We start from the raw sequence: 12,338 nt of genomic DNA, 5'->3' as shown, positions 1-12,338 counted from the left end.
CAGCGGTTTCTGCCCAGTGGGCGCAAAGTCGTGATCGGCCTGCCTTTCGTGTGGCTATTCCTGTTCTTCATGCTGCCGTTCTTCCTGGTGTTGAAGATCAGTTTTTCCGAAGCCGCGCTGGCCATTCCGCCCTACTCCGAGATCTACAGCTTCGCCGAGCAGAAGTTCGAACTGATGCTCAACCTGGGCAACTACACGATGCTCGCCGCCGATGAGTTGTATCTCTCGGCGTACCTGGGTTCGTTGAAGGTCGCCTTGCTCAGTACCCTGATGTGCCTGGTGCTCGGCTTCCCGATGGCCTACGCGATTTCCAAGGCCAGCAAGGAAGCGCAGAACGTCCTGTTGCTGCTGATCATGATGCCGACCTGGACGGCGATCCTGATCCGGGTCTATGCGTGGATGGGCATCCTCAGCAACAACGGCCTGCTCAATGGCTTCCTGATGTGGACCGGCCTGACCTCGCACCCGATCGAAATCCTCAACACCAACACCGCGGTGTACATCGGCGTGGTCTACGCCTACCTGCCGTTCATGGTGCTGCCGCTGTACGCCAACCTGGTCAAGCATGACCAGAGCCTGCTGGAGGCGGCGTCCGACCTGGGTTCGAGCACCTTCAACAGCTTCTGGAAGATCACCGTGCCGCTGGCCAGGAACGGCATCATCGCCGGCTGCATGCTGGTGTTCATCCCGGTGGTGGGCGAGTTCGTGATTCCGGAACTGCTGGGTGGCCCGGAAACCCTGATGATCGGTCGCGTGCTGTGGCAAGAGTTCTTCAACAACCGTGACTGGCCGGTGGCATCCGCCCTGGCGGTGGTGATGCTGGCGATCCTGATCGTGCCGATCATTCTGTTCAACCGCAGCCAGGCCAAAGCGATGGAGGGACGAGCATGAAGCGTTTCGGATTTTCCCGTTTGATGCTGGTACTGGGCCTGGCGTTCATCTACCTGCCCATGCTGATTCTGGTGATTTACTCGTTCAACGCCTCGAAGCTGGTAACGGTCTGGGGTGGCTGGTCGGTGAAGTGGTACGTCGGCCTGCTGGACAACAGCCAACTGATGGGCTCGGTGGGGCGCTCCCTGGAAATCGCCTGCTACACCGCGATTGCCGCGGTGGCGCTGGGCACCCTGGCGGCGTTTGTGTTGACCCGGGTCACCCGCTTCAAGGGTCGCACCCTGTTTGGCGGCCTGGTCACCGCACCGCTGGTGATGCCGGAGGTGATCACCGGCCTGTCGTTGCTGCTGCTGTTCGTGGCCATGGCACAGATGATCGGCTGGCCGATGGAACGTGGCATCGTCACCATCTGGATCGCTCACACCACATTTTGTGCCGCCTATGTGGCAGTGGTAGTCTCCGCGCGCTTGCGCGAACTGGACCTGTCGATCGAAGAAGCGGCCATGGACTTGGGGGCACGGCCGTTCAAGGTGTTTTTCCTGATCACCATCCCGATGATCGCGCCCTCGCTGGCGGCGGGCGGCATGATGTCGTTCGCCCTGTCGCTGGATGACCTGGTGCTGGCCAGCTTCGTCTCGGGCCCGGGCTCCACGACCCTGCCGATGGAAGTGTTCTCGGCGGTGCGTCTTGGGGTCAAACCCGAGATCAACGCGGTGGCCAGCCTGATCCTGTTGGCGGTGTCGCTGGTGACCTTCCTGGTCTGGTACTTCAGCCGCAAGGCCGAGGCCAATCGCAGACGGGCGATCCAGGACGCCATGGACCAGACCGCCAGTGAATCCTGGCAGCCCGCCGCCAAGCCCATGGCCGGCGCAACGGCCTGATGTCCGCTGGCGAGGGCACACGCTTGCTCGCCAGCGGTTTTTCCAACGCTTTACGTCATTCGTATAAAAAGAAAATGGAGTTGTACCGATGAAAATGTTTGGCAGGACGCTGCTGACACTGTCCTTATTGGGCGCGATCGCCACGGGCGCCCAGGCCAATGACAAGGTTCTGCGCGTCTACAACTGGTCCGACTACATTGCCCCGGACACCGTCAGGAAGTTCGAAGACGAGACCGGCATCAGCGTGACCTACGACGTCTTCGACAGCAACGAAACCCTTGAGGCACGCCTGCTGGCGGGTAAATCCGGGTACGACATCGTGGTGCCGTCCAACAGTTTCCTGGCCAAGCAGATCAAGGCTGGGGTGTACCAGGCGCTGGACAAGTCAAAACTGTCGAACTGGAAAAACCTCAACCCGGTGCTGCTGAACAACGCATCGGCCAGCGATCCGGACAACGGCCACGCATTCCCCTACATGTGGGGCTCGATCGGTATTGGCTTCAACCCGGAGAAGGTTCGGGAAGTACTGGGCGCCGACGCGCCGGTGAATTCCTGGGACCTGCTGTTCAAGCCCGAGAACGCGGCCAAGCTCAAGGCCTGCGGCATCAGTTTCCTCGATTCGCCCACGGAAATGCTCCCGGCCGCCCTGCACTACCTGGGCTACCCGGTGAACACCCAGGACAAGCAGCAGATCAGCGAGGCTGAAGCGCTGTTCATGAAGATTCGCCCGTCGGTGGCGTACTTCCATTCGTCCAAGTACATCTCCGACCTGGCCAACGGCAACATCTGCGTGGCGGTCGGTTACTCCGGCGACGTGCTGCAAGCCAAGGCCCGCGCCGAGGAGGCCGGGGGCAAGGTCCAGGTCGACTACAGCATTCCCAAAGAAGGCGCCGGCAGCTTCTACGACATGGTGGCCATCCCGCGGGATGCGGCCAACGTCGACAATGCCTACCTGTTCATGAACTTCCTGATGCGCCCGGATATCATGGCCGAGATCACCAACAGCGTCGGCTACAGCAACGCCAACGCGGCCGCGACCCCGTTGGTGGACGAAGGGATTCGTAACGACCCGGGCTCGTACCCGTCGCAAGCGGTGATGGCGACCCTGTATGCCGTGCCGGACATGCCCATCGCCACGCAACGGATCATGACCCGCGGCTGGACCCGGGTAAAACTCGGCAAGTAAGCCCCTGTGGGGGCCTGCTCGCGAAGGTAATCTGTCAGGCATCATCGATGTTGGCTGTGCCGGCGTCATCGCGAGCAAGCGCGCTCCCACAGGGATTGGAGTTCGCTTGACTGATCTGCATCACTGCCAAGGCCCGAGGCCTAGAACAAGCCCAACTGCCCGCCAATCAGGGTGCTGAAGTCGTCGTCGACAAACGGCAGGATCGCATCCGCCACCGGCTGCAGCTGGCGACTGACGTAGTGTTCATAGTCGATCGGCGCACTGCGGGTTTCCAGGGGTTCGGGACCGGCGACGGTGATCAGGTAGCTGATCCATCCACCCCGCTGGTACTGGCGCGGTCGCCCCTGCTGGGCGTTGTACTCGTCGGCGATGCGCGCCGCCCGCACATGGGGCGGCACGTTGCGCTCGTAGTCGTCCAGGGGGCGACGCAGGCGCTTGCGGTAGATCAGCAGTTGATCCTGCTCACCGGCCACGGTGGCGCGGACGAACTCGCGCACATAGTCCTGGTAGGGCCGGCGGTGGAAGATGCGCGAGTAGAGTTCCTGCTGGAACTGCCGAGCCAACGGTGACCAATCGGTGCGCACCGTCTCCAGGCCTTTGTAGACCATTTGCTCGCTGCCGTCGGCATGCATCACCAAGCCGGCGTAGCGCTTCTTGCTGCCCTCCTCGGCTCCCCGGATGGTCGGCATCAGGAAGCGCCGGAAATGGGTTTCGTATTGCAACTCCAGCACACTGTGCAAGCCGAACTCGGCCAACAGGTGTTCACGCCACCACTGGTTGACGTGGGCCACCAGGGCGTGACCGATCTGCGCCGCTTCTTCCTGGCCATGGGCCCGGCGCAGCCAGACGAACGTGGAGTCGGTGTCACCGTAGATCACCGCATGGCCCTGGGCTTCGATCAGTTGCCGGGTACGCTGCATGATCTCGTGTCCGCGCAGGGTGATCGAGGACGCCAGGCGGGTGTCGAAAAACCGACAGCCGCTGGAACCCAGCACGCCGTAGAAGGCGTTCATGATGATCTTCAGTGCCTGGGACAGCGGTGCGTTGCGTTCGCGCTTGGCCACTTCCCGGCCTTCGGACACGCGGGCGACGATGGCAGGCAGGCAATGTCGGGTCCGCGAGAAACGCGCCCCCCGAAAGCCCGGTACCGACTCACGGTCGTCCGGGTGGCGCAGGCCTTCGATCAGGCCCACGGGGTCGATCAGGAAGGTGCGGATGATCGAGGGGTACAGGCTCTTGTAGTCGAGCACCAGTACCGACTCGTACAGGCCTGGCTGCGAGTCCATGACAAAGCCGCCGGGGCTGGCCTGGGGTGGGCGCTCGCCCTGGTTCGGCGCAACAAACCCCTGACGGTGCATCAGCGGCATGTACAGGTGGGTGAAGGCCGCCACCGAGCCGCCACTGCGGTCGGCGGGCAGCCCCGTGACACTGGCTCGCTCCAGCAGGAAGGTCAACAGTTCGGTCTTGGCGAAGATGCGTGTCACCAGCTCGCAGTCCTTGAGGTTGTAGCGTGCCAGGGCCGGCTTGTCCTCGGCGAACATGCGGTTGATTTCGTCCATGCGCTGGTAGGGGTTGTCGATGGACTTGCCCTCACCGAGCAGGGTCTGGGCGACGTTCTCCAGACTGAACGAGGGGAAACTCCAGGTGGCTGAACGCAGGGACTCGATGCCGTCGATGATCAGCCGGCCCGCCGCAGCGGCAAAATAGTGATTGTTGCCCGAGCCGTGTTCACGCCATTGCATCTCTTCGCCACCACGCCCCAGGCGCAACGGCACCGCCAGGCGCCGGGCATGCTCGTGCAGTACCCGCAGGTCAAACTGCACCAGGTTCCAACCAATGATCGCGTCGGGGTCGTGCTGGGCGAACCATTGGTTGAGTTTCTTCAGCAGCGTGGCCCGCGAGTCGCAGTACTCCAGGTCGAAGTCGACGGCGCTGGTGTCACCATTGGGCGCGCCGAGCATGTAGACCTGGCGCTGCCCGCAACCTTCCAGGGCAATCGAGTACAACTCGGCTTGCTCGGTGGTCTCGATGTCCAGCGACACCAGCTTCAGGCGTGGACGGTAATCCGGCGCCGGTTTGAGGTGGGTTTCGAGCAACAGGTCACCTTCGCCGGCCATGCCGCTGAACGACACGGGGGCGGTGATGAAGCGCTCCATCAGGTAGCGCTCCGGCGGGCGGATGTCCGCTTCGAAGACCTCAACCCCGGCCCGCCGCAGTACCGACTCCCAGTGCATCAACTGGCGGTGTTGCGCGCAGTACAGGCCGAACACTTGGCGGTGGTGGAAGTCCTGCAACCCCAGAGGCCGCAGTTCCACGCCCGGCTCGTCGCGCACCAGCTCCTGGGTACGTTCACGGTACAGCTCAGGGATAAAGGCGACTGAGGTCTGCACGGGCAGGCGCACCTGACGCGGCCCGGCATCGGTCGCCAGCCAGAACTCCACGTGGGTGCCCGTCGGGGTGTCGCGCCAATGCCGGGTCAGGACGAAGCCCTGCTGTAAATCCACCGCAACAACCTCGAAGATGATTGGCCTTCGATTCTACGCGTCATTGCTGCTTCACGTGACCTTTGCATGTGTGACGCAAGGGATTGTAGGACAAGGTTAAATCCCTCCCCACGAGCGCTTCGGTTATTTTTGTAGTGAATGAAATATTTCACTACAAACCCGTTGACGAGGGGTTATTCCCCTTGCATGATGCAGACGTCTCCCCGATCGGGAGCACAGGCAAAAGTGTTGTGAAAAGGCTCGACTGACCGCCGAGCTGTTCCCGGATGTGTACTGCCCACAAGGCAGATTGATGAAGCTGACCTGGCATGTGCGTCCACTACACGGACGAGAAACGCTGGCGATCAATCCTCAAGATGCTTGTGGCCGAGTGAGTGGTATCGGTAGCAACTTCTCAGGCAATCGTCGTTTCTCCCCCGCTGTGCCGCAAGTGCGTAGCAGTTTCTCGGCAAGACTACATGCATCCCGCTCAAGGCCCTGCCGATATTCGGCAGACAACCACTGTCGCCCTGGTTTCGGTACCAGATATCAACTTACCGAAGTAGAGAAGTGAATTAGCGAATCAACTAGACAGATCAAACATTGGTCAAGGGGCTTTAACATGAATCTGAACAATCAACCGACTATTGATGAACTGGCTCGTATGTTCGCAGCGCACAAAGACAGCCACGACAGCCATATCCTGTGGATTGCCAAATCTGGCCAGGTGCATATCGACTGCCTGTCGCCCCACGCCCATGAAGACGAGTTCGACAAGAACAACCATGACTTGCGTGCCCGACTGAAGATGTACCGTCGCGGCCAGGGTTATGTCGGCAAGAAAGCCGCCGCCGACAAAGATTATGTCGGTCGCGTTCTGGCCACACTGACCCAGGAGTGGCAGCACCTGCAGGCCAAACCTGAAGTGTGTGTCATCGACCGCTACTGCTAAGTTGTTCTGCACAGCCGCTGATGACCTTAAGACGTTGTCAGCGGCTTTTTTGTCGCTGTTTTTCGCCACCCAACGCGGATGCCGCAGTTCGATGACGCAGATAGAGCAGGTAAATGCCGCTTTGCCTACTTGCTCCACGGGCTGGCGTCTATGATTCTGTAAGGGTGTCCGGGCGCAAGGCGCCTGCCAACCATTTCCACCTCGCAGAGGCTCCTCCATGAAGACAGTCGCGCAACTGCTCAAGCTCAAGGCCCAGCAGAACCAGCAGGTCCATACCATCAATTCCGATCAGATGGTGCTGGAAGCGCTGATGGTGATGGCGGCGAAAAACGTCGGCGCCCTACCCGTGCTCCAGGACGGCAACATTGTCGGAGTCATCAGTGAGCGGGACTATGCGCGCAAGTTGGTGCTCAAGGGACGATCCTCGGTCGGCACTCCGGTCAGCGAGATCATGAACTCGCCGGTGATCACCGTGGACTCCCACCAAAGCGTGCAGACCTGCATGAACATCATGACCGACAAGCACCTGCGCCACTTGCCGGTGGTCGAAGGCGGCCAGTTGCTGGGCTTGCTGTCCATCGGCGACCTGGTCAAGGAAGCCATTGCCGAACAGGCCGAACTGATCCAGCAGCTGGAGCAGTACATTCGCGGCGAGTGACTCCCCTTCTCTTACTGACTGCGCGTCCTCCTGGCGAGGGCACGCCGTTTTACCTTTCAGTCACGATCCAGCCTCAGCCAACTTTATATTTGCTCTATCGCAAGGCACTTCTATATTCACTTAACGCCCCTGAAGCTTTTTGCCTCCCCTTGAGTGCTAACCATGGCCAGGACTGACGCACTGATCATCTGTGAGCACTGCGATGGTGTGTATGAGAAAGTTACGCTCGCCAAACACCAGACTGCCCTGTGCCAGCGCTGTGGCGGTGTGCTGCAGCGCTACAACGGCCTGTCGGTGCAACAGCGCCTGGCGCTGACCCTGACGGCGGCGGTGCTGTGGGTGTTCGCCAACTTCTATCCGGTGATGAGCATCAGCCTGAAGGGCCTGAAGAACAGTGCCACGCTTTGGGACTCGGTGGTGGCCCTGAGCGACGGCCCGATTACCTTTATCGCCCTGGTGGCGGCCATCTCCATCATCATTGCCCCGATATTCCAGTTGTTGCTGTTGATCTGGGTCTTGAGTTTTGCCCTGGCGTCCCGGCGCTCCCCGGCGTTCAAACTGTGTATGCGCTGGCTGGAAACCCTGCGGCCGTGGAGCATGCTCGAAGTCTGCCTGCTGGGGGCGATGGTAGCGGTGTTCAAACTCGCCGGTCTGCTGGATGTGGTGCCCGGTCTTGGCCTGTTTGCCCTGGCACTACTGAGCCTGCTGCTGATCCGCATTGCCGGGCGTGATGTGCGCGAGCTGTGGGATAACCTATGAACACCCCGCCCGAGGCACGCGACCTCAACCTGTGCCTGTGTCACAGCTGTGGCCTGGCGTGCGACATGAGCGACGAACCCCAGACGTGTGAGCGCTGTGATGCGCCGCTGCACCGACGCAAGACCAACTCCCTCGCCCGCACCTGGGCCTTTCTGCTGGCGGCCCTGGTGTTCTATATCCCGGCCAACCTGCTGCCCGTGATGAACACCAGCATGTTCGGCAGCGGTGCCGACAGCACCATCATCGGCGGGGTGCTGGAATTTTGGGAACACGGCGCCTGGGACATTGCGCTGATTATTTTCATTGCCAGTATCGCCGTGCCGGGGGTCAAGTTTGTCGCCCTCAGCCTGCTCCTGGTGACGGCGCAGCGTGGCAGTCTCTGGGCGCGCAAAGAACGCTCGCAGCTGTACCGTTTCGTCGAACTGATCGGCTACTGGTCTATGCTCGACGTGATCGTCGTGGCACTGGTGGCCGCGCTGGTGAAATTCCAGGCGCTGGGGGATATCGAGCCACGGGCCGGTATTCTGTTCTTTGGCATGGTGGTGGTGTTCACCATGCTGTCGGCCATGAGCTTTGACCCGCGCCTGATTTGGGACAACCGACAATCCGAGGAGGTCATGGATGCAATCGCCAGCCACTGAGGGGCAGCAAGCGCCCGGCACAGCTAACATCAAGACCCGACGCTGGAGTGTTTCGCTGGTGTGGATTGTGCCGATCGTGGCGGTATTGGTGGGGATCTCCCTGGTGATCCACAACGTGATGCAACAAGGGCCGGTGATCATCCTCAACTTCAAGACCGGGCAAGGCCTGACCGCCAACAAGACCGAGGTCAAATACCGCAACGTGGTGATTGGCCATGTCTCGGAGGTCGAGCTCAGTGCCGACCAGAAGAGTGTCAATGCCACGGTGAAACTGGCCAAGCAGGCCGAGTCGTTCACCCGCAAGGATTCCAAGTTCTGGGTGGTACGCCCGCGTATCGGCGCTGGCGGAGTGTCGGGTATCGACACCTTGCTGTCCGGCGACTTTATCGGCGCCGACGCCGGTCAGTCGAACGACCGCGCCAAGACCTTTATCGGCCTCGAAGCGCCGCCCCCCATTACCTATGACGAACCCGGCAAGCGCTTTATGCTGCACACCCGAGACCTCGGCTCGCTGGATATCGGCTCGCCGGTCTACTACCGCAAGATTCCCGTGGGGCAAGTGGTGGCCTACGCCCTGGACGCCGACGGCAAAGGCGTGAACATCGAGGTCTTCGTCGCCTCGCCGAACGATGCCTATGTCACCCACAACACCCGTTTCTGGAACGCCAGCGGCATCGATGTCGAAGTCGGCGCCAATGGCTTCGCGGTCAAGACCGAGTCACTCTCGGCCCTGTTGTTGGGGGGAATTACCTTCCGTGCACCCGACTACAGCCCCGATGACAAACCGGCCGCCGAAGGCACCAGCTACGAGCTGTTCGAGGACCAGAAAACCGCACTCGCCCCGCCCAATGGCAAGCCGCAATTCCTCGCCCTGCGTTTCGACCAGACGTTGCGTGGACTGAAGGTCGATGCGCCCGTTGAATTCCAGGGACTGGAAATTGGCAAGGTGGTGGCGATCAACCTGGATTTCGATGAGAAGACCCGCAGCTTTCCGATCAATGTCGGCATCGTCATCTATCCGCAACGCCTGGGCCGCGCCCATCTGAAAATGCTCGCGGCGCTCAAGCACGATCCCAATGACGAACAGGCCGGGATCCGGCTCATGGGGACCTTCGTCGAGAACGGCCTGCGTGCCCAGGCCCGTAGCGGCAACCTGTTGACTGGACAGCTGTACATCGCCCTGGAGTTCTTCCCCAAAGCACCAAAAGTGGCCTTCGATGTCAATGCGCGTCCGGTGATGATCCCAACCATACCGGCCAGTCTCGAGCAACTGCAGGAGCAACTGCAGTCCATGGTGGAGAAGATCAACAGGCTGCCAATCGAGCGCATCGCCAACAACCTGGACGACAACCTGACGGAGATGCGCAAAGGCATCAAGCAGTTCAGCGGTCGGACTCTGCCTGGAGTGCAGACCACCTTGCAAGAGGTGAGCAAGACCCTGCAATCGGCGAACTCGACCCTTGCCGAAGACTCGCCACAACGTGAGCAATTGACCCAGACCCTGGATGAACTGGGACGGATGTCACGCTCGCTGCGTGAGTTGTCCGACTACTTGAGCAGAAATCCGGAATCCTTGCTGCGCGGCCGTCCGAAAGACGCCCCGGCGCGCAATCTGCAACCATCTTCGAGCCGCTGAGCACAGGAGCAGGTCCATGTCTTTGTCGTTGAAAGTGTCGTTGCTCGGTGCACTGTTGCTGCTGGCGGCGTGCCGCAGTGACCCGATTCATTATCACACGCTGCTCCCGGCGCAACCGGCCCCGGGGGCCCATGGGGCGGCGAACATCCAGTTCGAGCAGATCAGCGTGCCGCCCCAGGTCGACCGCCCGCAGATGGTCATACGCCAGGGCAGTAGCGGCCTGGCGATCCTGGAGACCGAATGGTGGGGCGCGAGCCTGGTGGACGAGTTGCGCAATGCCCTGGTCGACCAGTTGTCCAGCCCCGCCATCGGGGGCAAGTTGTCGTTGCGCCTGGACGTGCAGCGCTTCGATTCAGTCCCTGGAGAGTACGCGCTGATTGATGCGCAATGGCGCCTGCGCACGGCGGAGGGGGAAAGCGGCAAGGCCTTCCTGAATTGCCGCACCACCGTGCGGACGCCGTCTGGGCCGAGTATCGACGACCTGGTGGTGGCCCATCAGAACAACGTGAAACGCCTGGCCGCGGCCATCAACCTGACCGCCAAGACTGATCGTTGCCCCGCATCCCCATGAGCGACCCGCTCACTGCACTCCGCTGCCGAGGGCATCAGGGGTGAACACATCCCCCTGTTCGGGCGCTACCAGGGGACCCGCCCTCAGGCCGCCTTCGATTTGCCGGGAGATGTAGTTAACCCCGGCCATCACCCCGTTAGTCTCGTTTTCCATCAAGCCGAGCCATGCCTTGTCGAAGGCGGCATTCAGACTTTTACGCATTTGCGCTTGCGCCTCGGGGCGGTCGCTTTCATTGGACATGGCACCGATGCCCAGCGAGACCACCGATATCACCGCGCCTGCGACCCGACCGACGGCCGCCGCCACCGCGCTGGCGACGCTGCGCGAGGCAATCTGCGCCTCGAGCCGCTCACTGGCGCGCTTGGCCACTGATGAGATCCCGGCGTCCGACAACCCGGCGCCGGCCCCGCTGTTGGAGCCGCGCACCTGTTCGATCAAGGCCAGGTAAGCCGGCATCCGGTTGACCGGTTCGGCGTGGACGATCTGATACAGCGAAGCATTGCGCGCAGGCGGCGGTGCCAGGGTGATGGCAGGTATCCGGTTGAGGCGCTGGTCGAATTGGTCCTGGGACACGGCGTGATGCTCCTGGATCTCCCCCAGATGAGCACTGAGCATCTGCAGGTACAGGGTCACGGCGTCGCCCATGATCACGTTGGGGTCAGTGACCTTGGCCACCGGATCCAGCACGCGTTCGTGGTATTGCTCCTGCAGGTACAGGGTCAGGCGATTGACCACCGAGTCCTTCTCATCTTTGGCGCTGAGCTTGTACCAACCCACCTTCATGCCCAGCCATTGCTGGGTCCAGTAGCCGGTGAACCAGGGAATGAAGTCGCTCTCGGTGCGCTGGAACACTTGCTCGCGCCACCGCTCCATGGCTTTGCGCGTGTACCGGCGAACCGTTTCCCTGGAGGACAATGAGGCGGCTTCGATGTCTTTATCAATCTGCTGCCAGGTCGCGTCCGTGATCACCACCTGCACCGCCGGCTCGACGCGGCGCGCGGTCGAGCATCCAGCCAGTAACATGACCAGCAAGGCAAGAAACAGGACACGCCGATTCAAGATCGCAGTCCCCCGCAAATGACACGACAGCCGTAGCCACGCATCAATGCGAATCGAACGCCTGGCGTTTTGGGTCACGGTACAGTGAGTATAGGTGGTGAAGTACCGGATCAATCACCGAGAGGAGGCGACATGCTCTATCGACTGACGGCTGACGGGCTGTTGCTCGTGCATCTGCTGTTCATTCTATTCGTACTGTTCGGCGCCCTGCTCGCGTTCAAATGGCGCTCAGTGATCGGGTGGCACCTGCCAGCGGCACTGTGGGGTACCCTGGTTGAGGTCTGCCACTGGAACTGCCCACTGACCCGCTGGGAGAACCTCATGCGGCACAGTGCCGGCCAGGCCGGGTATGAGGAAAGCTTCATCGAACATTACCTGTGGCCCCTGATCTACCCCGCCGGGCTGACGCCCACCATCCAGTTAGGCCTCGGTGGCCTGGTGGTGTTGATCAATGGCCTGATTTACCTACGCCTGGCTAGGCGCTGAGTTTTCCGCGGACAAAAACAAAACCCCTACCTGCATACGCAGATAGGGGTTTCGGAATTTAATCTTGACGATGACCTACTCTCACATGGGGAAACCCCACACTACCATCGGCGATGCATCGTTTCACTGCTGAGT

General features: G+C 61.1%; 12 protein-coding genes. 10 read left to right on the top strand and 2 right to left on the bottom strand.

The annotated features are described in order from the left end of the window. Positions 1–9: 9 nt before the first annotated feature. The 3 genes from AACY45_RS23910 (at position 10) to AACY45_RS23900 (ending at position 2,958) form a co-directional block, all read left to right on the top strand. The gene (locus AACY45_RS23910) at positions 10–891 is read left to right on the top strand and encodes an ABC transporter permease subunit (RefSeq protein ID WP_339547790.1); all 882 of its coding nucleotides are present in this window, start codon (positions 10–12) and stop codon (positions 889–891) included. After that, positions 888–1,772, top strand: a complete 885-nt coding sequence (locus AACY45_RS23905; RefSeq protein WP_339547734.1) for an ABC transporter permease subunit — start codon at positions 888–890, stop codon at positions 1,770–1,772. Before AACY45_RS23910 ends, AACY45_RS23905 begins: the two co-directional genes overlap by 4 nt. A gap of 88 nt (positions 1,773–1,860) precedes the next feature. Continuing rightward, a complete protein-coding gene (locus AACY45_RS23900; RefSeq protein ID WP_339547733.1) occupies positions 1,861–2,958 on the top strand; it encodes a polyamine ABC transporter substrate-binding protein in 1,098 nt (365 codons plus the stop codon). A gap of 140 nt (positions 2,959–3,098) precedes the next feature. On the opposite strand, the gene AACY45_RS23895 is transcribed toward AACY45_RS23900, so the two are convergent. Beyond that, positions 3,099–5,462: a DNA polymerase II gene (locus AACY45_RS23895; protein WP_339547730.1), complete on the bottom strand. Its 2,364-nt coding sequence runs from the start codon at positions 5,460–5,462 to the stop codon at positions 3,099–3,101. A gap of 601 nt (positions 5,463–6,063) precedes the next feature. Between AACY45_RS23895 and AACY45_RS23890 the strand changes: the two genes are divergently transcribed. From AACY45_RS23890 to AACY45_RS23865, 6 genes are all read left to right on the top strand, one after another. Continuing rightward, the gene (locus AACY45_RS23890; RefSeq protein WP_339547729.1) at positions 6,064–6,393 is read left to right on the top strand and encodes a hypothetical protein; all 330 of its coding nucleotides are present in this window, start codon (positions 6,064–6,066) and stop codon (positions 6,391–6,393) included. A gap of 217 nt (positions 6,394–6,610) precedes the next feature. Further along, entirely contained in the window at positions 6,611–7,051 is a 441-nt protein-coding gene (locus AACY45_RS23885) for a CBS domain-containing protein (RefSeq protein WP_339547727.1), read from the top strand. A 162-nt stretch (positions 7,052–7,213) separates the two neighbouring features. After that, a complete protein-coding gene (locus AACY45_RS23880) occupies positions 7,214–7,810 on the top strand; it encodes a paraquat-inducible protein A (protein WP_339547726.1) in 597 nt (198 codons plus the stop codon). Further along, entirely contained in the window at positions 7,807–8,451 is a 645-nt protein-coding gene (locus AACY45_RS23875; RefSeq protein ID WP_339547724.1) for a paraquat-inducible protein A, read from the top strand. Before AACY45_RS23880 ends, AACY45_RS23875 begins: the two co-directional genes overlap by 4 nt. After that, positions 8,432–10,087, top strand: coding sequence for a PqiB family protein (locus tag AACY45_RS23870; RefSeq protein ID WP_339547723.1), 1,656 nt, complete (start codon positions 8,432–8,434; stop codon positions 10,085–10,087). The genes AACY45_RS23875 and AACY45_RS23870 overlap by 20 nt, the downstream gene beginning before the upstream one ends. Before the next feature lie 16 nt (positions 10,088–10,103). Further along, on the top strand, positions 10,104–10,658 hold the full coding sequence (locus AACY45_RS23865) for a PqiC family protein (protein ID WP_339547722.1): 555 nt from the start codon (positions 10,104–10,106) through the stop codon (positions 10,656–10,658). A gap of 9 nt (positions 10,659–10,667) precedes the next feature. Here AACY45_RS23865 and AACY45_RS23860 read toward each other — a convergent pair whose 3' ends face one another. Then, positions 10,668–11,717, bottom strand: coding sequence for a hypothetical protein (locus AACY45_RS23860; protein ID WP_339547720.1), 1,050 nt, complete (start codon positions 11,715–11,717; stop codon positions 10,668–10,670). Positions 11,718–11,849: 132 nt separating this feature from the next. Here AACY45_RS23860 and AACY45_RS23855 point away from each other — a divergent pair, with 132 nt between their 5' ends. Then, positions 11,850–12,203, top strand: coding sequence for a DUF2784 domain-containing protein (locus AACY45_RS23855; RefSeq protein ID WP_339547718.1), 354 nt, complete (start codon positions 11,850–11,852; stop codon positions 12,201–12,203). The last annotated feature ends 135 nt before the right edge of the window (positions 12,204–12,338 follow it).

The organism is Pseudomonas sp. RA_35y_Pfl2_P32 (assembly GCF_963970735.1).
Lineage (GTDB): Bacteria > Pseudomonadota > Gammaproteobacteria > Pseudomonadales > Pseudomonadaceae > Aquipseudomonas.
The sequence above is the reverse complement of the archived record's forward strand: the minus strand, read 5'-3'. Positions and strand labels throughout refer to the sequence as shown.

What these genes read in the sequence shown, in the direction of transcription:
- AACY45_RS23905 (WP_339547734.1), top strand. Translation starts at nt 888, where the DNA reads ATGAAGCGTTTCGGATTTTCCCGTTTGATGCTGGTACTGGGCCTGGCG.
- AACY45_RS23900 (WP_339547733.1), top strand. Translation starts at nt 1,861, where the DNA reads ATGAAAATGTTTGGCAGGACGCTGCTGACACTGTCCTTATTGGGCGCG.
- AACY45_RS23890 (WP_339547729.1), top strand. Translation starts at nt 6,064, where the DNA reads ATGAATCTGAACAATCAACCGACTATTGATGAACTGGCTCGTATGTTC.
- AACY45_RS23885 (WP_339547727.1), top strand. Translation starts at nt 6,611, where the DNA reads ATGAAGACAGTCGCGCAACTGCTCAAGCTCAAGGCCCAGCAGAACCAG.
- AACY45_RS23880 (WP_339547726.1), top strand. Translation starts at nt 7,214, where the DNA reads ATGGCCAGGACTGACGCACTGATCATCTGTGAGCACTGCGATGGTGTG.
- AACY45_RS23875 (WP_339547724.1), top strand. Translation starts at nt 7,807, where the DNA reads ATGAACACCCCGCCCGAGGCACGCGACCTCAACCTGTGCCTGTGTCAC.
- AACY45_RS23870 (WP_339547723.1), top strand. Translation starts at nt 8,432, where the DNA reads ATGCAATCGCCAGCCACTGAGGGGCAGCAAGCGCCCGGCACAGCTAAC.
- AACY45_RS23865 (WP_339547722.1), top strand. Translation starts at nt 10,104, where the DNA reads ATGTCTTTGTCGTTGAAAGTGTCGTTGCTCGGTGCACTGTTGCTGCTG.
- AACY45_RS23855 (WP_339547718.1), top strand. Translation starts at nt 11,850, where the DNA reads ATGCTCTATCGACTGACGGCTGACGGGCTGTTGCTCGTGCATCTGCTG.